We start from the raw sequence: 23279 nt of genomic DNA, 5'->3' as shown, positions 1-23279 counted from the left end.
AGGTGAAATTTAATAAAATATCGATATAATTGTTACAAAATCAGTCGAAGTATGGAAAAAATTACGCCTTGATTTTCGTCTATTACATAGTATTTTTGCAATAATAGAATTAGATAATAGCCTTAGTACCTATAAATAATGAAGAGTATTAGAATGGTAGTTGTAACGTGAAACATATATAATAGAAGAAACTCAATTTAGTAGATAAATAAAAAACGCGGGAGTGTAAACTCCTACGTTTTTGTTTATTCATATCGTAAACATTCAATTGGATCCAGTTTGGCAGCTTTGTTAGCTGGCAGTAAACCGAATATAATACCGATTAACATTGAGATACCTACTGCAAGAAGTCCAAGTTCTTTTGAGACAACGAGTGGCCATCCAGCAAAGATTGAGACGATCCAAGCGAAGAAAATACCGAGCATGAATCCGATGAAACCACCAAGTCCTGTTAATATACAAGATTCGATTAAGAATTGTGTTAATACTTTACCACGTGTTGCACCAAGTGCTTTACGAATACCAATCTCACGTGTACGTTCTGTTACAGATACGAGCATGATGTTCATTACACCGATACCACCAACAAGTAAGGAGATAGCTGCAATACCACCGAATACCATTTTCATCATACCGATTGATTCGTCTAGTTGTTTCGTAAATTCACCTAAATCTTGTGCTTCGAATTTGTGCTCAAATTTAGGAGCTTTCATTTCGTTTAAGACAGAAACAGCTTGTTTTTCTACACTTTTACGTTCTGTCGGAGAGGTCATTGTTAATCTTACAGAGTCATACTCATTTACTCCTGAAATGACGGGCGCATTTTCGAGTGATGTATAACCTTCAGGCATAGGCATTCCAAAGTCATTTTTCGTTTCGTATACACCAACTATTTTATACGGCTTTCCTTTTATATCTGTGTATTGATTTGATTCCCAACCACTACTAAATAATTTGTTGAAAGCTTCTTCATTTAATATAACAGCAGGGATTGCTTGATTTAGTTCACTGTCATTTAATTCACGACCGTGAACTAATTTTATTTTCGAATCTGTCATAAAGGCGCCTGTTCCACCTTTTAAATCAAGATTTACATCTTTTGAACCAGCAGATGCTTTTACTTTCATACTTACGTCTGGATACACATCTTTAACGCCTGGTACAGTTTGCAGACGGTTTAGCATATCAGGTGTGATTTTGGCACTATCTGTTCCGTAATCAGGATTGTTGTAGTAAATCGTTACTTCGTTATCTTTTCCTTGGCCTAATTCTTTTTTAAACTTTGCGTTTGTACCATCACCCATTGAAATGATAGTAATAATGGCACTAATACCGATAATAATACCTAACATCGTTAAGATAGAACGCATTTTATGAGCAAAGATAGAGGAAAGGGCCATGCGTATATTTTCACTCGTATTCAAAATTAACCTCTCCAATCTTGGACGATATTTCCGTCACGAATTACAATTTGACGTGCTGCAGCTTCCCCGATTTCACGGTCATGGGTAATCATAATGATTGTTGAGCCTTGTTTATTTAATTCGTAAAAGAGGTCCATAATTTGTGTACTTGTTTTCGTATCAAGTGCTCCCGTCGGTTCATCGGCTAAAATGAATTTCGGGTTATTTACGATTGCGCGGGCAACGGCGACACGTTGCTTTTGACCACCGGATAATTCGTTCGGTAAGTGAGTAGCGCGATCAGCTAAACCGACTTTTGTTAAAGCGGCTAATGAGCGCTCGCGTCTTTCTTTTTTATCGACTCCAGCGTAAATAAGAGGTAGTTCTACATTTTGAAGCGCTGTAAGTCTCGGTAATAACATGAAGTTTTGGAATACGAATCCGATCTCTTTATTACGTACGTGTGCAAGTTCTGTTTCAGTCATGTTTGAAATATTTTGACCGGCTAGTTCGTACGTACCTGTCGTCGGTTTATCTAAGCAACCGATAATGTTCATTAGTGTTGATTTACCAGAACCAGAAGGTCCCATAATTGAAGTGAATTCTCCTTGGTTCAGTGTTACGTCAATTCCGTGTAATATTTGAACGGACTCTGCACCATTTTGGAAGGATTTCGTGATGCCTTTTAAGTTAATCACTGGGCGACAACCTCCATACCATCTTTTAAGTCTTTTTCAGGTTTAGAGATAATTTCCTCTCCTTTTTTCACTCCAGAAACTTTTGCTTCGCTATCAGTCTCGAATTCAACAGTAACTGCTTGTTCTTTCGCCTTACCGTCTTTTACAACGAAGACAACATTTTTGTCACCTTTTTTCACGATACTGCTTTTCGGAACAATTGTACCAGTTGCTTCGCCAGATTTACTTGTTACGTAAACGTGGAAGCCGTTTTGTAATTCGTCACTATTATCTAATGTGACAGTGAATTGATAGTTAGAAACAGTTTTATTTTCATCCATGCTCTTTAATGGTGTAGAACCGATTTCTGTTACTTTTCCTGTCCAAGTCTTACCAGCGACAGTTTTTGATGAAACAGTTACTTCTTGCCCAACTTTCATACTAGCAAGCTCATATTCAGAAATTTGACCTTTTACTTTAAATTGACCAGCGTGACGAAGAGTAATTCCGCTCATACCTGTTTTTTCGTCAGCAGTTTTTACGATATCATCAATTACGCCATCAGCAGGACTTGTTACAGAAAGATTGTTTACTTTCTCTTTTGCTGCTTTAATCATTTCATCAGCTTTTTCAACTTCAAACTTTTTCATTTCAATTTGTGATTCTAATTGCCCAACTTCGGCTTCTGATGCTTTTAATGCTTCAGCAGGAAGGCCTGCATTTTTATCTTTTTGTAATTTTTGTTTCGCTACATCAATTTGTTTTTGGAGCAACGTTACTTCTTTTTGTGCGATTTTCTTTTGCATTTCTGCTTCTGTTACACCTTGTTTCGCAGTCGGATCATTGTATTTAAATAGAAGCTGACCTTTTTTCACTTCATCGCCTTTTTTCACAGCTAATTCATATGTTCCTTTTGTTGGATCGAATGAAATAGTTTCAATTCCATTTGGAATAACTTCGCCACCAAATTTTTGCGCGTTTTGGATTTGTTTTTCGGTTACTTTATATCCGCTATATGCCATTGCTACATCTGAACCGCCACCAGCAAATGCAAAGTATGATCCAGCTGCAATTCCGATTGCTACTACACTAGTAATTAACACTTTATTTTTCTTCTTCATCTATTTATCACCTTTTCGTTCGTTTTAGTATCTACATTAAGTATAGAAGAGGTAAAGAATCTGACAAATCGTTTTAGCTTACAATAACCTTACAGTTTTGTAAGGTATGAATATGTAAATGTAAGGTAGAGGTTGTCCTAGTGTAAGCAAATGAATTGACTCGTCGTTTCTTTCTTACAATAATATTGTATGGAGGAAAGGAGGAAGGAAGATGGAAGCTTATTTTAGCGCACACCCATTAAAACCATTTATTCCATACTCAAGGCAACATGCCCTTATATTATTTATTATGTTGGTGGGGATATTTTTTCTGTATCAATACCAAGATGTATTACGTCAAAGTGAGTGGAATATAACGGTTCGATATGCAATTGCATTTTTATTTATAGGTAGTGAAATTGGGCTTCATATGTGGGAGTGGAAAGCGGGGATTTTTGAGCTAGCTACTTCATTACCGTTTGAATTATGTACGATTAGTTTATTATTAGCGTCGATTATGATCGTAACGAAAAGTTACCGCATATATGAGATTGTATTTTTCACGGGAATTATTGGTGCATCACAAGCTATTTTAACGCCAAACTTGCAGTATGCTTTTCCGCATTTTCGTTTCATTGAATATTTTATCGCGCATATATTGCTCATTTGGGCACCACTCTTTATGACTTGGGTGGAAGGCTATAGACCGACCTTGCAATCTATTAAGCGTACGATGATATTTTTAAACATATTGATTCCGCTTGTTTCGTTTGTGAATTATAAAACAGGCGGTAATTATATGTTTTTAGCTCATAAGCCAGAAACAGCTTCATTACTCGATATGTTAGGACCGCATCCTTACTATATTATTTCATTAGAACTCGCAGCGCTTATTGGGTGTTTTATTTTGTATATGCCGTTTGCAAAAAGAGAAAGGCATGCGCATAAAGAATCACTAGGATCATAACCTAGTGATTTTTTATGTTTGAATATTTACAATTCAGAAAATTAAGAATAAAATTAGAGAGTAAAATATAAAGAGAGAGAAGGGAAAACGTGGTCAAAAAAGTTTTTCTGAATGGGATGGAAGTGACAATTCAATTTATTATTTCGATTTTGGGGATTATTATGTTAGGGGCTCTGCCGAAATTGTTTTATGGATTTAAGCTGGATGTATCAAAGTACATACAGAGTTTAAAAGAAGTGTTTGTGAACTTAATGGATATTTCCAATTTGCAATATGTGAAAGGTAAATTTTTATTTCCGCAGCTGTTCGTCCATTATAAAGAAACGATTATTATTTTTTTAGCTGCTTTTTTTATTTCATTATTTGTAGCATTTTGTATTGTTTATGTAATTATGAGTAGTTCACCGCGTATACAACATCGAATTAAATCATTTCTTATCTTCCTAGAATCTATTCCAGATATCCTTCTTATTTTAGTATCACAAATTTTAGTTATATGGTTTTTTAAACAAACAGGTTTTTTACCTTTTCAAATTGCTTCAATTGGAGGCGAGTCAATTAGAGGATTGCCGATACTTTGTTTGAGCATCCCGACTACGATTATGTTTGTAAAAATGGTCGTGCTTCGTTTTGAAAATGAACTAGAAAAAGATTATGTACTATTTGCTAAGGCGAAAGGGCTGGGGCGCTTTCATATTTTAAATCGTCATATTTTACGAAATGTGTTGCTTAGTACATTATTCTTTGCGAAAACGAATATCTTTTTTATGTTATCTAATTTATATATTATAGAATGGATTTTTAATACGGGTGGTATTTTTATGTTTTTGAAATCTTATTTTGGTATTAGAGTTGAGGTTTTCATCGTTAGTGTGCTTCTTATATATATTCCGATTTTTATTTTATTTAAATTGTTTCATTATCTCATTCCGGCTGCGATGAAGGAGAGATTATAATATGTGGACGTATATAAAACGTGATAAAAGATTTTGGATAAGCATTGGGTTTCTTCTCCTATTAGTTCTTTTGAGCATCGGAAATACGTTATGGAATGATGGACATATTAGACAAGTTACATTGCAATATGATGCGGATGAAAATCCACAAGTGCCACCGTTTTCACCTTCATTCCAATTTTTACTCGGGACAGATCGGAAAGGATACGACCTTTTACATTTAGTTATTGAAGGCGCGAAGTGGACGATTGGTATATCTATTTTAATTGCGGCACTTAGAATGGTAATAGGTGTGTTTTTCGGTGTCGTACTCGGAACGTATATAAAAAGAGGATTTTCAAAAATTGAGGCTTTCTTTGATAGTTTTACAGTTATTCCGACAGTTATGATTGCGTATTTTTTTCTTCAATCTGTAAATGCATTTGGAAGCGGGGAGGAAACAACAACCTTTTTTGAAAGGGCTTCGTTTCAAGTTGTCTTACTTGTAATGCTTGTAATGCCAGTTATTGCACTGTATGTTGCGAAGGAAGTTCGTAAATTGCGAACGGAGGAATTTGTTGATGCCGCACGTATATTAGGTGGATCGAGAAGACATATTGTTATAAAGCATCTTTTCCCACACCTTTATATGACGTTTATACTTGTATTTTTTCAGCAGTTTACGCAGACTCTTACTATTTTACTGCACTTAGGGTTACTAGAAATATTCTTTGGCGGAACGGTTAAGTTTTTAGGACCGATAGAAGAAATAGAATCTTACACACATGAATGGTCAGGGCTAATTGGAGTCTATTTTAGATCTTTAACAGTGCATCCATGGATTCCTCTCGTCCCAATTACATTTTTCGGGCTTACCATTTTTTCAGGAAATATGATTGTAAAAAGTCTAGAAGAGGCGATGTTGAAAGTTCGATTAGGGGGAGAGATAAAGAAGGAAGTTGTAGAAGAGGAACAATCTGCTGTACAGTCAAAGGAAGAGTTGTTTACGTTTAAACATACGATGTGAAGAGAAAAAGAAGCAAGCATGGATTTCATGCTTGCTTCTTTTTACTTTGCAGAAACTTCACCTTCAGCTTCTGTTTGCGGAATAAAGTATCCGATTATACCACCAATTATTGCTGGAACGATCCAGCCGATTCCTAAGTTATAAAAAGGAATCGTGTGTACGATATTAGCGATAAAACTTGGTATCATTCCCACATTATCGAGTGCATGAATACAGCTAATAATGAATGCTGCGATCATTGCTCCGATGTAGACAGAAGGTTTACGTTTCGTATATTTATCGATAAATGATACGAAAATTAAAATGATTGTAATTGGGTACAAAATAATTAATACAGGTAGTGTGATTTTAATTAATAAGCTTAATCCTAAGTTTGAAATAACGAAACTAAAGATACAAACGTATAGTACGAGCTTTTTGTAAGAAACATTTGTTAATACTGTTGCGAAATAGTTGGCGAATGCACTTACAACACCAATTGCTGTTGTTAAACAAGCGAAGATAATGGCGATACTTAATAAAACATTACCGCTTGTCCCAAAGAATTGGTACATAACAGTTGCTAATAGTTGACCACCGTTCTCGAATTGTCCCAAGTTTCCGTTTGAAGCTCCGATATAACCGAGTAAGAAGTAAACAATTGTTAAGAATAGAGCAGCGATACTTCCGCAAATGATTGTATATTTCGCGATATATTTCTTCTCTTGTATACCGTTTTGACGAATTGCATTTACAACAATTGTTGATAGTACGAGAGCGCCAATTGCATCTAACGTTAAAAATCCTTCAAGAAATCCTTTGAAAAACGGGATGTCTTTATAGTCACCGATAGGCTCTGCAAACGTTCCTGGTGAAAGAATCGCTTTTGTTGCCATAATTGCAATAATTACAAGTAAAATTGGCGTTAATATTTTACCAATATGATCTACTAGCTTGGATGGATTTAATGATAAGAAGTAAACGACTGTAAAGAAAATCGCACTAAAAACTAACATAGAATACCATTGATCTGGGAAAAGTGGTGCAATCCCAATTTCATAAGATACAGATCCAGTTCGTGGAATAACAAATAGTGGGCCGATTGAAAGATAAATAATGATAGCGAATACTGCTGCGAATTTTGGATGAACACGGCTCGCTAAAGTGTTAAAACTACCACCAGCAAGGGCAACAGCAACGATAGCAAGTAAAGATAAACCGACGTCTGTAATAATAAACCCTGTAATGGAAACCCACATATTTTCTCCGGAAGAAAGGCCAAGAAGGGGCGGGAAAATCATATTACCAGCACCGAAGAAAACTGCGAAGAGTAATAAACTAATCGAAAGTATTTGCGCTGGTTTCAAAGTTGTACGCATATAAAGAAAATCCTCCTAATGAGTATTTTTGTCGAAAATTCAAATAATTTGTCGAGTAACTGTTATTATTTTAAAGGTCTGATGACTAGAAAGCAATAGGGAATTTTGAAAAAATTAAAAAATAATGCATTAAATCGAATAAATATACTATTTGTATGTTTAATAGGAAGGATTTAACTTTTAACGTAAAAAAAACACATATCGCTAGGATACGTGTATTAAAAATATATTTTTCTATCGCGTTCTTCTTTTAAAATTTCAACCGCTTCTCGGAAACGTTGTGAATGGACAATTTCTCGTTCGCGTAAAAAGCGTAAACTGTCATTTATGTCGGGATCGTCAGATTGGTTGATAAGCCATTGATATGTGGCACGCGCTTTTTCTTCAGCCGCAATATCTTCGTATAGGTCGGCAATTGGATCACCTTTAGCTTGTATATAGGTTGCAGTAAATGGAACACCAGCTGCGTTATGGTAATGAAGTGCGCTGTCATGATCGACGTAATGAGGGTCGAGACCAGCTGCCTTCATCTGTTCAGGAGTCGCATCTTTTGTCAGCTTATAAACCATCGTAGCAATCATTTCAAGATGCGCAAATTCTTCTGTACCAATATCGGTAAGGAGGCCAATGACTTTATCCGGGATTGTATAACGCTGATTTAAGTAACGTAGTGCAGCAGCTAATTCTCCATCTGCACCACCGTATTGCTCAATTAATAATTTTGCAAGTGCTGGATTACAAGTTCCTACTTTAACAGGGTATTGTAATTTTTTTTCATAAATCCACATAGTTTCTCTCCTTTATATTTGCCATGGCCAAGGACCTTTGCTCCATTCCCAAGGGGCATTAGAATAGCTATTTCCATACTGTTGAAGCGGTCCATATTTTTCTTCCATCTGTTGTTTTAATACTCTTCGTTTATAGGAAAAATCATTAAATTGGTTAATAGCTGCTGTATCGTCTGGGTGGGTGTCTAAGTAAAGGGTTAGTTCAACTAATACAAAGTCTAATTCTTGGAGATTCTCTAAAAGTCGATAATACTCTTCTGGTAGTGGCTGGTTCACGTCAGTAGTCACCGCCCTTTTTTATAAGGATTTTCGTAATAATCATAAAAGATAGGCCATAAGGTTCCTTTTTGTAGTGCTTCTTTCGGTGAGAATTGTGGTAAATTTGGCGGTTGAAAACCTAAATATAAATTAGGAGGGGTAGAGTAATATTTTTTACCAATAGGAGGACAAGGATCTTGAGGACTATGATATGGCACATATGATTTCATATATTTATCCATTAATAAACCTCCCTATATTCTTCATCACTACGTATTGTATTCAGACATAATAGGCCTTTATGACACATATAAAAAAGTAATAGGTACGGGGGGAATGAATGTGGAGAATGTGAAACAATTCATTGTATTGGAAGTGAAAAACTTAAAGGAAACTTTGTATTTTTATGAAGGGATTTTAGGAATCAAGCCTAGTTTAGAAAGACCCCAATTAGATATAACAGGGGTTTGGTATGATGCTGATTCAATGAGAGTTAGTTTTGTAATGAATCGTAGTTTGGGTGGGCGTGAGAAGAGTGTTACGGATTCGGTTGATGTACTAATGTTTTCAATTTCTAACATAGAGAACTTAAAGAAGAGGTTAGTGTTTTATAAAATTGCATATATAGAAAACAAAAGTGAGAAGAGTATTGTAGTACAAGACCCAGATGGATATAAAATTCAAGTGATAGAGAAGGACGAATAAACGGAGGGGATTTAGTGGAGAGGAATTATGAAGAAAGTGCATTGTTTGAGCATCAATTTTGGCTAAAGGTGCTTACTGATCATTCGCAATTTTTACTTGATGCATTAGCTCCGAAGGAAAAAGAGGATATAAAAAAGGCCACTTATTTTGTTGAAACATTTACGAATCTGTTAAATAAAGTTCGTAATGTGAATCTCATTGCGTTTTCAAAAGAGGCAGAACGAGCCGCAAAGGAAATACGAACGTTTAAATTAAGTATTATACAGAAACAACTCGAGGGAAAAATCACTATTCATTTTACGCCAACTTTCATCAATCATATGGTAAACGAAGTAGAAGAGTATATAACAGTGTTAGAATTTTTAAATAAAGGAGAAGTTCCGCCTGTTTTTCATGAATTACATTATCATCTCGTTTGGTTAACGGATGCGGCTGGCCATGCAGGGTCTATTTCTGGTGGATTAGATCTTGTTGAAAAAAGATTAAAAGAGAAAAGCGAAGAATTTACGAAGCACTTTGAACAATTTTACTTAAAGGCAGTTGAAATGACGGGGTATTTACGGACAGAGCTTCATCATTTTCCTGCATTAAAGAAGTTTACAAAAGATGTTTCACTTGAGTTAAAATTATTTTCGCATTTTCTCCATGAGGTCGAAGAGCTGGAGTTATCGAATGAAATATTAAGTGCATTATCTGCTAGAATGGCGGATCATATGGCAAGAGAAGAATGTTATTACTTATTAAAATTAGCACAATCGTCTGGACTTGAGATGCCAAAATGTAATCCGCTTTAAAGAAAAAAGAGGTCAATTTTATTTGGCCTCTTTTTCTGCTTTATTTTCTCTTTTTATTTTTGCTTGTTCAATACTTGCCTGTAATGTCTCCATAATATTGATGATGTTTGGAGTTGGAGAGATTGTTTCGGTTTTTTCCTGTTGTTCAATTTTGTTTTCGATTAGTTCGGTAAGGGCTTCTTTATACTCATCTGTATACATCTCTTTTTCAAAAGGATTTGTAAGATGGTGGATTAAATTGATTGCTGCCGTGAGTTCTTGTTTTTGAATCGGATAATTTTCGTTACTTGGTAAGTTAGGTGTATTTGTTATATCGCGAATTTCATTAGGGTAGTGAATAGTTTGTAATATAAGCCCATCTTCAAAGTTACGGATAATAGCTAAATGTTGTTTTTTTCTAATGGAAATATGGATAAGACCAAGTTTATTCGTACGTTCAAGTGCTTCTTTTAATAATAAATATGATTTTTCATGTCCTGAGGTAGGGCCTATAAAATAAGAACGATCGTAGAGAACAGAATCAATTTCGTTATTTTGGATAAAAGATATAATACGAATAGATCTTGGTTCGTGAGCTTTTTGCAACTCAGCTAGTTCTTTTTCATCCATAATAATGTACTTATGAGGTGCGTATTCATAGGCTTTTACAATATCTTTATCATCAATTTCTTCATCCGTACAATCAGGAGCAAATTTTTTATATTTAATAGGTGTTAAGCATTCTTTATGAAGACTTAAAAATTTTATATCGTTTTCTTCTACGGCACTGTATAGTTTGATTCCTATATTTAATAGTCCAAGTGAAAGGGCACCTTTCCATACGGTATGCAAATGAAGCCTCTCCTTTCATTCAAAAATGATTATGTATATTATGAGATAGTAAGAAATTTCCTATACGTTTTTTGTTTTTACGGAATGTTAAGCAGGAGGATGTGGGATATAAAATATATTGACAAGCTCTCCAAAATATTTTAATGTGATTGTATAAAATTGTGTATATAAAGGGGAGTAACTTATTACAGTAAAGTCGTCATTACAGGGAGAAACCCTCGGCTTTATTGGCAACGTTTCGTTGTTAGTGAGACCTTTACCAGCAATGGTAAAGGCCCCTTATTGTCTTTTTTAGGACCCTTACCATGTTTGGTAGGGGCCTTTTTGTATACAAAGAGAGGAGATATAAAAATGAAAAAACTTATTAGTAGATTAAGAGTTGTATTTCATGTTCGCCGATTTGTTCCATTCCTATTTGACTTTTTCACTTCAAAAGAGGTTTCAATAAAGAAGAAAATTTTATCTATTGCGTTTTTAGTTGGTTATGTTGCGATGCCGCTCGATTTAATTCCAGACTTCTTACCGTTTATCGGTATTTTAGATGATATTGGAATTGTATTATTTATTTTGAACCGAATTGTAAAAATGGCGCCAGTTCAATTACAAGAAAAGCATAACGTAAACGTAGGATAGGAGTTGGGGTAGAAAATATGGAGCAAATTATTTTAGATATAATCGAGTTTTTAAAGCAATTTTCTTATTTTGGAGTTGTGTTAGCATTAACGTTTGAATTTATTCCAGCAGAAGTAGTTTTGCCCATGGTTGGTTATTGGGTGTACGAGGGAGATATGAATTTTTGGCTTGCTGTATTAGCCGGAACCCTCGGCGGAACGACAGGACCTTTAACGTTATATGCACTCGGTTATTACGGTGGTCGTCCTCTATTAATAAAATACGGGAAATACTTCTTCATTAAAGAAGAACAAATTCAAAAAGCAGATGATTTCTTTGAGAAATATGGACCGGTTGTAGCATTTGTTGGACGCTTTGTGCCAGGAGTTCGAACGCTTATTTCTGTTCCATGTGGTATGGCAAAAATGAACATATGGAAATTTAGCATATATACATTTGTAGCAATGTTCCCGTTAACGACTTTGTATGTTTATTTTGGAATGAAATTAGGTCCACATTGGGAAAAAGCAGCGGATGTTGTTGGGCAATATATGTTACCGATATTAGGAGGCGTTATTCTTATCGTTGCTAGTATCTTTGTCTATAAATATATGAAAAAAAGAAACAAAACAGAATCTATCTAGTCACATGAATATTTTTTGAAAATAGATGAATAGTACAGGCAAAAGACTCTGGGGGACATACACATATAGGGAATATAAAAGAGAGAGGGGAAACAACTATGTCTTGTGAGTGCTCAGGGTCAGCATTAACTTGTTGTCCAGATAAAAATTATGTGCAAGATAAAGTGTGTAGTCCGTGGTCTGCTACTGTAGTTGCAACAGCAATTGATAATGTTCTCTATACAAATAATATTAACCAAAACGTAATTGGTACTGGTTTTGTTAAATATGATGTTGGACCAGGCCCAATTACTGTAGAGGTACTTGATTCTGCTGGGGGTACAATTGATACACAAACATTAAACCCAGGAACGAGTATTGCTTTTACGTATCGTCGCTTTGATAGTATACAAGTTGTGTTACCTGCAACACCTGCTGGAACGTATCAGGGAGAATTTTGTATTACAACACGTTATCCACTTTCATAGCAGAATAGGAGAGGATCGAAATGGGAATGAGAAGTTCCAGTTTGTCTTGTTGTTCTAATAAAACACTTGTGCAAGACCAAGTATGTACAGACTGGTCTATTACAGGTGCTGGTACTCAAATTGTATATACAAATAATATCACGCAAGAAGTATATGGTTCAGGTTACGTGAAGTATGATGTAGGTGCCAACCCGATTACAGTTGATTTTTTAGTAGGTGCAACAGTGGTTGATACAATTACTGTACAACCACAAAGTAGTGGTACTTTCACTGTCCGATATTTTACTACTGTCCGAATTACTACGACAGGAACGATTGTTAATCAAGGAGAGTTTTGTATTACAGTACGTTATCCAATCTCATAAAAAGCATACCGTGAACGGTATGCTTTTTATATTAAGGAAATAATGAAATTGGTATTCTATAAGCAACATGTAAATTCGCAACAGTACTTGCCTTCTAAATATAGTGAAGGATTACTTGTTATATTGATAATATTGATCGACTGTAGGTCTTTTCCTGTGTACGATATTGTATTACCAGGAAACACAGTGAAAATATTGGTTACTGTTCCAACGATTTGAATTGTAATTGCTTCGTTGCTGCTAGTACTATTGTAAACCGAGACAGTACCTGATATAAGTAGTATCCCATCACTTTGCCATAGTATCATTAATTGTGATGTATCTTTGGCAGAGGAGATGGTGTTATTAGTTATGAGGAAATTCCCTGCAAATTCATTTGTTACTCGCTCGCAATTTGGATTTGGAGGAGGGGGCGGTGGACAAGGGTCTGGACAAATAATAGATAAAGGAGCGAAACAGCCGATATTTTTTTTATTCTTCAATACAACCCCTCCTTTTAAGTTGTCTTTTATTACTATTAAATGTAAAAGCATGGCCGATGTGTTAAAAAAAGAAGGAAATATTAAAAATTAAGATTGTCTAATAGGCTTAAACCTTAACTTATCATTAGTGTTATAGAAAAGATTATATGTGAATAGTCATAGGAAAAGAATGATCAGACTCTTTTAGACAAAAGGTGGTTGTATACAATAGTACGAGTAATGTTGAACTTAATTTCTAATTAACTGTATATTTACAAAAATCTAATAAAGTTCATTTGTTATTTAAACGACATTAACATGTATTAGATAAAATAGCCCTTGTAATGAATCAATTATTATGAGGAGGATTCACGTGGACAGAAATGCTTTAAGAAAAGTAAAAGGCCTTATTGGATTATTAATGGTTTTTGTATTAGCATTCGTATCATTTCCATGGAGTACATCAGTCAAGGCGGAAGAGAAAAAGCAAGAAAAGGCATCAAGTGAGAAGAAGATAGTTTTTCCAGTTGTAAGTGATGTGCATATTAAAAACAGTGGAACAGATGATACGTTTCGCTGGAAAAGAGCGATTGAACAGTTTAATACACTAGCACCAAAGCAAGATGCATTTGTTATTGTAGGTGATTTCACAGATACAGGATCAGTGCAGCAATATGATCGTTTCATGCAAGTGTATAATGAAAATGCAAATAAAGATGCCGTGAGAATGAATTCTCTTGGTAACCATGATTATTGGAACGGTTTATCTGTAGAGGGCGCACAGAAGCGTTTCTTAGAAAAAACAGGTATGGAATCAATTTATTATCATAAAGTGGTAAAAGGTTATCACTTCCTTGTTATGTCTCCAGAGAATGGAACAACTCATGGCTATTATTCGGACAAGCAAATTAATTGGTTAAAAGAAGAAATGGCAAAAGCGCAAAAAGATGATCCAGAAAAACCGATTTTTGTATTTTTACATCAACACATTAAAGAGACAGTATACGGTAGTCATGAATGGGGAACACAAGATAGCGCAAAAATTAATGCAGTATTAAAAGAATACCCACAAGTTATTACGTTTTCAGGTCATTCACATTATCCATTAGATGATCCGAGATCGATACATCAAAAAGACTTTACATCAGTTGGTACATCTTCAGTAAGTTATATGGAAGTTGAAGGTGGTAAAGTACAAGGGAATATCCCGCCAGGAGCTAGTACGTTAAGCCAAGGTTTATTAGTAGAAGTAGATGATAAAGAAGTAACGATTAATCGTCGTGATTTCCATACGAATTCTTGGACAGGCGAGCCTTGGAAAATTAAATTACCAGCAAAGAAAGACACATTTACACATGTAGAAGATCGTGATAAAGAAAAGCCTTACTTTGCTAAGGATGCAAAGCTTGCTGTATCAAATGTAACAGAAAATGCGGCAACAGTAACATTCCCACAAGCATTGGACAACCTCCTTGTTCACTCTTACCGTGTGCAGGCTAGAGATAAGCAAACGGGTGAAATAAAAAATAAATTGTTAGCATTCTCAGAGTTTTATCGTGATCCAGTGCCGAAAGATCTTACGTTTACGCTTGCGGGGTTAGATGGCGGGAAAACATATACACTTGAAGTCGTTGCAATTGATTCGTTTGGTAATGAAAGTGTGCAGCCGTTAACGGCAGAAATTACTACGAAAAAAGATGATATTGATCCGAATGTAAAAGTGCCAAAGGCTGATGTTTTTGATGTGAATTTTGCAGATGGTACATTTAAAGACAATTCACCATTTGGAACAAAAGGTGATGTGAAGGGCAATGTGACTATTGAATATGATAAAGCATTGAAAAAGAATGTTATGAAGTTAAACGGACAATCTAATACATTTGGATACCTTCCATTTTCAGCAGCACAAAAAGAGAAAGTAGCAAATACATTTACGTTAGAAACGGTATTTTCAATGAATCAAATCCGTGGCCAAGGTATTTTGCAAAATACAGAGAGCGGCGGAATTGGATTTGAGTCTACAGGAAGTGGATATGTTGAATTATGGGCTCACATTGGTGGCAGCTATAAACGTGTTGGAGTTCAATTAGAAGCGAACAAAACGTATCATTTAACAGGAACGTATAACGGAAGTGAAGTGGCAATTTACGTAGATGGTAAAAAAGTAAATAGCCAGCCAGCTACTGGGAAAGTATATCATCCAAATGTACCATTTGTACTTGGAGCGGATCCTGATAGTAACGGCAATGGTGGTATTCCGTTAAACGGTAAAATCGCGCTTGCGAAATTATATAGTAAAGCGTTAAGTTCTTCAGAAGTATTAGCAGCGTACAATGAGTTTTCTAACCGTACGAAGTTAGAGCAAGTAAATGCGTTATATGAAGAACTTGGAAAAGTAAAAGAAGTGTTAGCTGGTACGTATGAGTTTGGTGATAAGCCAGGTCAATATTCAAAGGAAGCATTTCAAGAACTAGAGAAAAGCTATAATAATGCAAAACAAGTGTTTGAAAATATAGGAAGTACGGGAGAGCAAATCGTTCAAACATATAACGAATTAAAAACAGCTAATGTAACATTTGTACAATCTAAAGTAGTAGAACAACCGAAAACACCGAAAGAAAAATTACAAATCAATATTGAATCTGCAAAAGTAGTAGTGAAAAAAGCGCAAGATGCAAATGTAACGGACGGTTCAGTGAAAGCACTGAGTCAAAAAATTACAGTGGCCGAAGCTGTAGTGAAAGATGTAAAAGTAAAAGATACACAGGTAGAAACAATGAATCGTACATTAGAGTATACGATTTCACTTGTTGAAAAAAGCATAAACAAATAAGAGAGAAGAAAAGAAGCTTATCATGATAGGCTTCTTTTTTGTTATACTAAAATTAGTATAGAATGAAGGAGCGAATAATTTGGAACAGAAAAAGCTAAAAAGAATTCTTGAATATGTATGGATCGCGGTTGTGCTCCTTGTAGGATATTATTTCTTAAAAGAAAAAAGTATATGGGTTTTATTTTTAATGACGTTTTTATTAGCGGGTTTAGGCACGTTATTTATTAATTTCTTCTTTGATAGTTTAAATGCCTGGAAGAATAAAAAGAAGGGAACGAAGTAAAGGAGGGAATATATGCAAAAGTGGAAGCTCATATATCAGGTGATTATTTTCCTATTGCTTGTAGGTATTGGAATTGTGAAATACGCAACGCCAATAGGAAATTGGGCATGGTTTACAGCTTGCATCGGCATATTTTTCATTTTACAATCGTTGACGAAAAAATATAATAGTACAGAAAGATAGCTCGCCGCTAAAACGGCGAGCTATTTTGTTATGCTTTTTTCTTTTCATCATTTGTTTTTTCAATAGCTAAATGACTATGTTTCCTAGAGTAGAAGAAATAGAAGCATAAGCCGACCATAAGCCAAACTGCAAAGCTAATCCATGTTGTTTTAGACAAATTGATCATTAAATATAAGCAGCAAAGAATCGCGACAACTGGTAATACAGGTACGAAAGGTGTACGGAATCCACGTTTTAAATCAGGGTGTGTTTTTCGTAAAATAAGTACTGCGCAGCAAACGAATGTAAAGGCTGTTAACGTACCGATGTTTACTAAATTCGCTAGCAAATGTAAGTCTAAAAGGCCTGCTAATAAAGCAGCAACAACGCCAGTAATCCACGTATTTAATAAAGGGATTTTTACTTTTTTATTTACACGTGCTAACGCTTTTGGAAGTAAACCGTCACGGCTCATCGCATACGAAACGCGAACTTGTCCATACATAACGACTAAGAGAACGGTTGTCATTCCAGTCATCGCTCCAACAGCGAGTAGTCCTGCAATTGTATCCTCACCAACGAAATGCAATGCAAATGCAACTGGATCAGAAACGTCTAATTGCGTATAAGGAACCATACCTGTTAAAACGAAAGATACGATCATATATAAAACAGTACAAATAAGAAGAGAACCGATAATACCAATTGGTAAGTCACGCTGCGGTTTTTTCGTTTCTTCTGCAGCTGTTGCGATTGCATCAAATCCTAAGAAGGCGAAGAACACAGTGGCAGCCCCAGTAATAATACCGTCGTATCCGAATGGGATGAACGGTGTCCAGTTTTCAGGTTTTACATATTTTGCACCTGCTACGATAAAAGCGATAATAACGGCTAACTTAATAAGAACCATAATATTATTAATGCGTGCGCTTTCGCGTATACCAAAACTTAAAAGGCCTGTAATAAGAAGTAAAATACAGACAGCAGGTAAATCGATGAGACCACCTTTTCCTACGCCGGGGGCCGAGGCGATTATGGCGGGCAGGTGTATATTGAACCCTTGTAGTAATGATTGCAAATAACCAGACCAACCGACAGCTACTGCTGCAACGGCAAGTAAATATTCGAGCATTAAACACCATCCGACGATGAAGGCGACGACTTCTCCGACTGTCATGTATGCGTAAGTATACACACTTCCTGAGACAGGAATAGAAGAAGCAAATTCAGCGTAACAAAAGGCTACACAAGCACAAGTAAATGCAGCAATAAGGAATGATAGCATAATACCAGGACCAGAATGTTTTGCTGCAACAATACCTGTTAATACAAAGATCCCTGTCCCAATTACGGCGCCGATTCCTAAAAATGTTAAATCGAGTGCAGTTAATGTTCTAGCTAGCTGCTTTGGTGATTCAGTACTAAGCGCTTTTTTTCGTAATAATGACTTCACTTTGGACTCTCCCCCCGTTTTTTCATTTCCATAACTGCGACTATAGTATGAGTCCATTAAAAAAGAGTAAGTAAGGAAGTGGAGGTGCAGTTATGGTATGTAGTTTTTTAAAATTGCTGGATTAATCTTAATATAATTCAGAATATTTTGTCAAATAAAAATATGACAAATAAAATGCGGATCAATAGGGGAAACTACTTGCAGAAATGGACGGGGGTTAACGACCCACTGATTAAAGTTAAAGTAGGAGCAGATGCTATGTTATTTTATTTTGAACTTGTCGTCATTTTACTTTGTACGAAATTAGCTGGTGACATTAGTGTAAGACTTGGTCAGCCTTCTGTACTTGGTAAGTTAATTGTTGGTATTATTATCGGTCCGGCTGTACTTGGTATTATTAATAGTTCTGAACTGATTGATGAATTGAGTGAGATTGGTGTTTTGTTACTTATGTTTATGGCGGGACTTGAAACAGATTTAGAAGAGTTAAATCGGAATTTGAAATCGTCGTTTGCAGTAGCGGCCGGTGGAATTATTTTTCCTTTCATCGGTGGTTATGTAACAGGATTGCTGTTTGGATTAATACAATCCCATGCCATTTTTTTAGGGTTATTACTTTGCGCAACATCGGTTAGTATTACGGTGCAGACGCTACGTGATCTAGGAAAAATGAATACGAGAGAAAGTACAACCATTTTAGGTGCTGCCGTATTTGATGATGTCATTGTCGTTATTTTATTAGCATTTGTAATGAGTTTTTTAGGAACGCAAGATGTGAATATAACACTGGTCATTGTAAAGAAAATTATTTTCTTTGTAAGTATTGTTTTTATTGCTTGGAAAGTCGTTCCTTGGATTATGAAAATGCTTGTCCCGCTTCGTGTAACAGAAGCGTTAATTAGTGCAGCTCTTATTATTTGCTTCTCTTTTTCTTATTACAGTGAAATGATGGGAATTGCAGGAATTATTGGAGCATTCGCAGCAGGAATTGCTATTTCTCAAACAGAGTATAAGCATGAAGTGGAACATAAAATTGAACCGATTGCTTATGCAATATTTGTTCCAGTATTCTTCGTAAGTATCGGAATGGAAATTACATTTCAAGGCATTGGAAGTCAGCTTTGGTTCATTATTATTATGACTCTCGTTGCGATTTTCACAAAGTTAATCGGATCCGGCTTAGGCGCAAGACTGACAGGATTTAATCGCCAATCTTCTATCAGTATTGGTGCGGGGATGGTATCACGTGGTGAAGTAGCGCTTATCATCGCAGCAAATGGACTTACGGCGAATTTATTAGCGAAAGAAAATTTCACAGCGATTGTTATTGTTGTTATATTGACGACGATTATTACACCGCCACTTTTGAAGAAATATTTTGTATAGACAGGAAGGGCTTATCTGATGTAGGTAAGCTCTTTTTTTATTCCCAAAAGCAATGATCATATAGCATGAAGGGTTTGTAATTATGGTAAAATCTATGTATGTGATATGACAAGGAGAGGGAAGTGTGAAGATTACGAAGGAGAAGGTTATCGGTGTAATCGTACTTATTGCAGTATGTATACCATTTACTGCATGGAAAGAATCAAAAGTGAAAGATTTTCCGGTTTCTATTTTTTCGGAAGAAGCAGATGGTGAGTACGGTCAGAAGCTGAAATATACTGCTTTTTTACCTGATGTTGCGATTTGGATGAACGGTTGGGAAAAGAAGTGGACAGAGGGGGAAAGAACTGTTTATCAAAAAGGGAATCGCATTGTAAATGTGTTTCATCCTCCTGGCGATGATGGTTATTACCTTCTTGAAGCAAGAGAAAATAAGTGAACGCAACCGTAAGAAGTGGAGGTTAAATAGTGAAAGCTTCAACATTACTATTTAAAATTGAAAGTAATATGGATCAATTTTCACCAGCTGAGAAGAAGGTTGCCATGTACATAATGGAGAATGCAGAGATTGTACCGAATTTAACGACGAAAGAAGTGTCAACGAATGCAGGCGCAAGTGAAGCGAGTGTCGTTCGCTTTTGTAAATCGATTGGAATCGGAAGTTTTAAAGCATTTAAGATAGCACTCGTTCGTGAATTAACGATTGCTGATTATAATATTAACGATTTTTCAGTGATGAATACAGAAGATGGACCGTATGATTTATTTAATAAAGTTACTTATGTGAATAAAGCTGCAATTGAGGCGAGTGTTACTGCGATAGATAAGAAGGAACTTGAGAAAGCAGCGGATCGTATCGTCAATGCGGGCAAAATTATATTTTACGGCGTAGGTGGATCAGCTACGCCAGCGATGGATGGGGCGTATAAATTTACACGGCTTGGATTTACAGCGATGATGCTATCTGATTTTCATATGATGTTGCCGCTTGTGACGAATTTAAAAGAAGGCGATATATTTGTTGCGATTTCAACATCTGGTCGAACGAGAGATGTGCTTGAAATGGCGCAGTATGCAAAGAGACAAGGTGCAACTGTTATTGGAATTACGAAATTAGATCAATCATCACCCCTATATAAAGAAGCGGATATTCGCCTTTGTATGCCAGATGTAGAACAAGATCATCGTATTGCGAGTATTGCTTCGAGAATGACACAATTGAATATGATCGATGCTTTATATGTTATTACTTTCAATCGAATTGGTAATAAAGTATTGGATCAATTTATGGAGACGCGAGAAGAAGCGTTGCGGTTACGGAAGTTAAAGTAGAAGAAAAGATGAGGAGACTCATCTTTTTTATTATCTTTGACACAAATATGTCATGTTGTGAAATTTTATTTCATAAAATAAGAAAGGGTTATTGATTTTTAGTTTCTTAAAGTTATAATAAAAGTGTGAAATATAATTTCAAAGAGGGTGGAAATATGTTAGAAAATTTATCGACAGAACATCGTAATGAGAAAACAATGAATCTGGATGAAATGAGCATAAAAGAAGTATTGCAAAGTATGAATGAAGAAGATCGAACTGTTGCGTTAGCAGTTGAAAAAGAGATAGAACAAATTGAAAAGGTTGTACAGACTGTTATTAAATCTTTTGAAGAAGAGGGACGCTTAATTTACATTGGTGCTGGTACGAGTGGTCGTTTAGGTATCCTAGATGCAGTGGAATGTCCGCCGACATTTGGAACGGATGATAAAATGGTGCAAGGATTTATAGCAGGTGGATTGAAAGCGTTTACTAAGGCGGTGGAAGGTGCCGAAGATCGCGAAGAGTTAGCAGAAGAAGATTTAAAAAGTATTGGATTAAATGAGAAAGATACAGTGATTGGAATTGCTGCCAGTGGCAGAACTCCTTACGTAATTGGCGGCTTGAAATACGCACAGAGCGTAGGAGCGAGTACAGCGAGTATTTCTTGTAATAAAAATGCTGAAATAAGTAAATATGCAAATTTAAATGTGGAAGTAGAAACAGGTGCAGAAATATTAACAGGATCAACGCGTTTAAAAGCTGGTACAGCACAAAAATTAGTGCTGAATATGATTTCAACAGCTTCGATGATTGGTGTAGGAAAAGTATATAAAAACTTAATGGTAGATGTTCAATCCACAAATGAAAAGTTAGTAGAACGGTCAAAACGAATTATTGTGGAAGCAACAGGCGCTAGTTATGAAGTAGCGGCAGAGTATTATGAAAAGGCAGAACGTAACGTAAAAGCTGCAATTGTTATGGTGTTGTTGCAGTGTGAATATGGGGAAGCACTGGAGAAACTAAAATACGCTAAAGGGTTTGTGAAGAAAGCACTATAAAATAATAGGGAGGGGGATTCTATTATGAAGAAAGAAGAGAGAATGGCCAAGGAAATTTCGGAGCAACTTGGAGGAATAAAAAATATTCGTAGTATTGCTCATTGTATGACGAGACTGCGATTAACGCTTCATGATGAAAGTAAAGTAAATATGGACCTTTTGAAAAAAGTTGAAGGCGTTATGGGTGTTATAGAAGATGAGACGCTTCAAGTTGTCGTTGGTCCGGGAACAGTAAATAAAGTGGCAGCTGAAATGGAAGGTTTGACAGGACTACGAATTGGTGAGGTAGCAGATCATCACCTTGAAGATATTGGGCAAGAGATGAAATCAGAGATTAAGAAGAAAAATAATACACCGGTGAAAAACTTTTTACGAAAAATAGGAAGTATTTTCATTCCGTTAATTCCAGGACTTGTTGCGTCAGGAATTATAAACGGGGTTGCTAACTTTGCGAAAAACGCTGGTGCTGATCCAAATGCAACGTGGTTACAAATGTTACTACTCATTGGCGGCGGTATCTTTACATTCTTAGGAATTTTAGTCGGCTGGAATACAGCGAAAGAATTTGGCGGGACACCGGTTCTTGGGGCAATTGCTGGTATTTTAATTTTCAACCCGGCGATGGCAAACGTAAAATTGTTTGGTGAAGCATTAGTGCCTGGAAGAGGCGGATTGTTTGCAGTTATTTTTGCAGCATGGCTTATGGTTGTAGTGGAAAGACAAGTTCGAAAAGCAGTGCCGAATGCAGTTGATATAATCGTGACGCCACTCATTACGGTATTAGTTGTAAGTATCGTAACGATGTTAGCCATTCAGCCATTAGCAGGTTTCTTATCAGATGGTATTACGAGCGGAATTAATGCTATTTTAAATATTGGCGGAGCATTTGCTGGCGCAGTACTTGCGGGAACATTTTTACCTCTCGTTATGGTCGGATTGCATCACGGTTTAACACCAATTCATATGGAATTTATTAATCAAACACACGTAACACCTTTATTACCAGTGCTCGCAATGGCTGGTGCTGGCCAAGTGGGCGCAGCAATTGCGATTTATGTGAAAACAAAAAACAAACGACTTCGAAATGTAATTAAAGGTGGATTGCCAGTTGGCTTTTTAGGAATTGGTGAGCCGTTATTATACGGGGTGACATTACCACTTGGGAAACCGTTTATTACTGCTTGTTTAGGAGCGGCTGTCGGTGGTGCATTCCAAGCAGTTATGCAAACAGCTTCTCTTGGAATTGGCGTATCAGGGCTATCTTTAATTCCGTTAATTGCTGACAATAAATATTTACTCTATTTCTTAGGTTTAGTAATTGCATATGCTTTCGGATTTATCTTTACGTACTTCTTCGGATTTAAAGAAGAAATGGCAGAAAACATATAGAGAAAGGGA

28 protein-coding genes are annotated in these 23279 nt (G+C 36.0%); 18 read left to right on the top strand and 10 right to left on the bottom strand.

What is annotated here, in order from left to right; genetic code table 11:
- Window positions 1–245: 245 nt before the first annotated feature.
- Genes IQ781_RS11540 through IQ781_RS11530 form a run of 3 tightly spaced genes read right to left on the bottom strand, consistent with a single transcriptional unit; the run spans window position 246 to window position 3201 of the window.
- Window positions 246–1400: an ABC transporter permease gene (locus tag IQ781_RS11540; RefSeq protein WP_001986269.1), complete on the bottom strand. Its 1155-nt coding sequence runs from the start codon at window positions 1398–1400 to the stop codon at window positions 246–248.
- 26 nt (window positions 1401–1426) lie between these two features.
- Complete coding sequence (locus IQ781_RS11535; protein WP_000609104.1) at window positions 1427–2101, bottom strand: ABC transporter ATP-binding protein; 675 nt, start codon at window positions 2099–2101, stop codon at window positions 1427–1429.
- Window positions 2098–3201, bottom strand: a complete 1104-nt coding sequence (locus IQ781_RS11530; protein WP_000728807.1) for an efflux RND transporter periplasmic adaptor subunit — start codon at window positions 3199–3201, stop codon at window positions 2098–2100. The genes IQ781_RS11535 and IQ781_RS11530 overlap by 4 nt, the downstream gene beginning before the upstream one ends.
- A gap of 211 nt (window positions 3202–3412) precedes the next feature.
- Here IQ781_RS11530 and IQ781_RS11525 point away from each other — a divergent pair, with 211 nt between their 5' ends.
- The 3 genes from IQ781_RS11525 to IQ781_RS11515 all read left to right on the top strand — a co-directional run bounded on the left by IQ781_RS11525 (window position 3413) and on the right by IQ781_RS11515 (window position 6109).
- Window positions 3413–4147 carry a YwaF family protein gene (locus tag IQ781_RS11525; RefSeq protein ID WP_000388698.1) on the top strand — a complete coding sequence of 245 codons (735 nt, stop codon included), beginning with the start codon at window positions 3413–3415 and terminating at the stop codon, window positions 4145–4147.
- Window positions 4148–4236: 89 nt separating this feature from the next.
- Window positions 4237–5103 carry an ABC transporter permease subunit gene (locus IQ781_RS11520; RefSeq protein ID WP_000239670.1) on the top strand — a complete coding sequence of 289 codons (867 nt, stop codon included), beginning with the start codon at window positions 4237–4239 and terminating at the stop codon, window positions 5101–5103.
- A 1-nt stretch (window position 5104) separates the two neighbouring features.
- Complete coding sequence (locus tag IQ781_RS11515) at window positions 5105–6109, top strand: ABC transporter permease (RefSeq protein ID WP_000269967.1); 1005 nt, start codon at window positions 5105–5107, stop codon at window positions 6107–6109.
- Between the two features lie 41 nt (window positions 6110–6150).
- Here IQ781_RS11515 and brnQ2 read toward each other — a convergent pair whose 3' ends face one another.
- The 4 genes from brnQ2 to IQ781_RS11495 form a co-directional block, all read right to left on the bottom strand.
- A complete protein-coding gene (gene brnQ2, locus IQ781_RS11510) occupies window positions 6151–7467 on the bottom strand; it encodes a branched-chain amino acid transport system II carrier protein BrnQ2 (protein WP_001260937.1) in 1317 nt (438 codons plus the stop codon).
- A gap of 218 nt (window positions 7468–7685) precedes the next feature.
- Window positions 7686–8255, bottom strand: coding sequence for a spore coat protein CotJC (gene cotJC, locus IQ781_RS11505; protein ID WP_000265278.1), 570 nt, complete (start codon window positions 8253–8255; stop codon window positions 7686–7688).
- Between the two features lie 12 nt (window positions 8256–8267).
- Window positions 8268–8531, bottom strand: a complete 264-nt coding sequence (cotJB, locus tag IQ781_RS11500; RefSeq protein WP_001075543.1) for a spore coat protein CotJB — start codon at window positions 8529–8531, stop codon at window positions 8268–8270.
- Between the two features lie 8 nt (window positions 8532–8539).
- Window positions 8540–8755 (bottom strand): spore coat associated protein CotJA, encoded by a 216-nt coding sequence (locus IQ781_RS11495; protein WP_000362187.1) that lies wholly within the window; start codon window positions 8753–8755, stop codon window positions 8540–8542.
- A 34-nt stretch (window positions 8756–8789) separates the two neighbouring features.
- On the opposite strand from IQ781_RS11495, the gene IQ781_RS11490 reads away from it, so the two are divergent.
- A complete protein-coding gene (locus IQ781_RS11490; RefSeq protein ID WP_168171565.1) occupies window positions 8790–9218 on the top strand; it encodes a VOC family protein in 429 nt (142 codons plus the stop codon).
- Window positions 9219–9232: 14 nt separating this feature from the next.
- Window positions 9233–10012, top strand: coding sequence for a DUF2935 domain-containing protein (locus tag IQ781_RS11485; protein WP_000440988.1), 780 nt, complete (start codon window positions 9233–9235; stop codon window positions 10010–10012).
- An 18-nt stretch (window positions 10013–10030) separates the two neighbouring features.
- On the opposite strand, the gene ku is transcribed toward IQ781_RS11485, so the two are convergent.
- Window positions 10031–10843 (bottom strand): non-homologous end joining protein Ku, encoded by an 813-nt coding sequence (ku, locus tag IQ781_RS11480; protein WP_000557734.1) that lies wholly within the window; start codon window positions 10841–10843, stop codon window positions 10031–10033.
- A 351-nt stretch (window positions 10844–11194) separates the two neighbouring features.
- Here ku and IQ781_RS11475 point away from each other — a divergent pair, with 351 nt between their 5' ends.
- The 4 genes from IQ781_RS11475 (at window position 11195) to IQ781_RS11460 (ending at window position 12931) form a co-directional block, all read left to right on the top strand.
- Window positions 11195–11476: a YkvA family protein gene (locus IQ781_RS11475; protein WP_000733844.1), complete on the top strand. Its 282-nt coding sequence runs from the start codon at window positions 11195–11197 to the stop codon at window positions 11474–11476.
- Between the two features lie 17 nt (window positions 11477–11493).
- Complete coding sequence (locus IQ781_RS11470) at window positions 11494–12099, top strand: DedA family protein (protein WP_000435017.1); 606 nt, start codon at window positions 11494–11496, stop codon at window positions 12097–12099.
- A gap of 98 nt (window positions 12100–12197) precedes the next feature.
- Window positions 12198–12566, top strand: a complete 369-nt coding sequence (locus IQ781_RS11465; protein WP_001277537.1) for a DUF3992 domain-containing protein — start codon at window positions 12198–12200, stop codon at window positions 12564–12566.
- Window positions 12567–12586: 20 nt separating this feature from the next.
- Window positions 12587–12931, top strand: coding sequence for a DUF3992 domain-containing protein (locus tag IQ781_RS11460; RefSeq protein WP_139847166.1), 345 nt, complete (start codon window positions 12587–12589; stop codon window positions 12929–12931).
- A 56-nt stretch (window positions 12932–12987) separates the two neighbouring features.
- Here the strand turns inward: IQ781_RS11460 and IQ781_RS11455 are convergent, their stop codons facing one another.
- Window positions 12988–13368, bottom strand: coding sequence for an S-Ena type endospore appendage (locus IQ781_RS11455; RefSeq protein WP_224742169.1), 381 nt, complete (start codon window positions 13366–13368; stop codon window positions 12988–12990).
- On the opposite strand from IQ781_RS11455, the gene IQ781_RS11450 reads away from it, so the two are divergent.
- The 4 genes from IQ781_RS11450 to IQ781_RS11435 all read left to right on the top strand — a co-directional run bounded on the left by IQ781_RS11450 (window position 13256) and on the right by IQ781_RS11435 (window position 16691).
- Complete coding sequence (locus IQ781_RS11450) at window positions 13256–13504, top strand: hypothetical protein (RefSeq protein WP_002025365.1); 249 nt, start codon at window positions 13256–13258, stop codon at window positions 13502–13504. The two genes, IQ781_RS11455 and IQ781_RS11450, sit on opposite strands and share 113 nt — an antisense overlap.
- A gap of 261 nt (window positions 13505–13765) precedes the next feature.
- The gene (locus tag IQ781_RS11445) at window positions 13766–16225 is read left to right on the top strand and encodes a LamG-like jellyroll fold domain-containing protein (RefSeq protein WP_139847167.1); all 2460 of its coding nucleotides are present in this window, start codon (window positions 13766–13768) and stop codon (window positions 16223–16225) included.
- Between the two features lie 79 nt (window positions 16226–16304).
- On the top strand, window positions 16305–16508 hold the full coding sequence (locus tag IQ781_RS11440) for a hypothetical protein (RefSeq protein ID WP_000435797.1): 204 nt from the start codon (window positions 16305–16307) through the stop codon (window positions 16506–16508).
- A gap of 12 nt (window positions 16509–16520) precedes the next feature.
- A complete protein-coding gene (locus tag IQ781_RS11435) occupies window positions 16521–16691 on the top strand; it encodes a hypothetical protein (RefSeq protein ID WP_001174839.1) in 171 nt (56 codons plus the stop codon).
- Window positions 16692–16719: 28 nt separating this feature from the next.
- On the opposite strand, the gene bcaP is transcribed toward IQ781_RS11435, so the two are convergent.
- Window positions 16720–18180 carry a branched-chain amino acid transporter BcaP gene (bcaP, locus tag IQ781_RS11430; protein ID WP_210734248.1) on the bottom strand — a complete coding sequence of 487 codons (1461 nt, stop codon included), beginning with the start codon at window positions 18178–18180 and terminating at the stop codon, window positions 16720–16722.
- 105 nt (window positions 18181–18285) lie between these two features.
- Between bcaP and IQ781_RS11425 the strand changes: the two genes are divergently transcribed.
- The 5 genes from IQ781_RS11425 to IQ781_RS11405 all read left to right on the top strand — a co-directional run bounded on the left by IQ781_RS11425 (window position 18286) and on the right by IQ781_RS11405 (window position 23270).
- The gene (locus tag IQ781_RS11425; RefSeq protein ID WP_060852387.1) at window positions 18286–19509 is read left to right on the top strand and encodes a cation:proton antiporter; all 1224 of its coding nucleotides are present in this window, start codon (window positions 18286–18288) and stop codon (window positions 19507–19509) included.
- A 124-nt stretch (window positions 19510–19633) separates the two neighbouring features.
- Window positions 19634–19948, top strand: a complete 315-nt coding sequence (locus tag IQ781_RS11420; RefSeq protein WP_000704958.1) for a hypothetical protein — start codon at window positions 19634–19636, stop codon at window positions 19946–19948.
- Between the two features lie 29 nt (window positions 19949–19977).
- Window positions 19978–20841, top strand: coding sequence for a MurR/RpiR family transcriptional regulator (locus tag IQ781_RS11415; protein ID WP_000648168.1), 864 nt, complete (start codon window positions 19978–19980; stop codon window positions 20839–20841).
- 155 nt (window positions 20842–20996) lie between these two features.
- Complete coding sequence (murQ, locus tag IQ781_RS11410; protein ID WP_000892350.1) at window positions 20997–21881, top strand: N-acetylmuramic acid 6-phosphate etherase; 885 nt, start codon at window positions 20997–20999, stop codon at window positions 21879–21881.
- 24 nt (window positions 21882–21905) lie between these two features.
- The gene (locus IQ781_RS11405) at window positions 21906–23270 is read left to right on the top strand and encodes a PTS transporter subunit EIIC (RefSeq protein WP_000711293.1); all 1365 of its coding nucleotides are present in this window, start codon (window positions 21906–21908) and stop codon (window positions 23268–23270) included.
- Window positions 23271–23279 lie beyond the last annotated feature (9 nt).

The sequence above is a fragment of the Bacillus sp. N447-1 genome, assembly GCF_022701035.1.
In the GTDB taxonomy this organism is placed as follows: Bacteria; Bacillota; Bacilli; order Bacillales; family Bacillaceae_G; genus Bacillus_A; species Bacillus_A cereus.
Note: the sequence above shows the minus strand (reverse complement) of the source record. Positions and strands in the feature narration are given on the sequence as shown.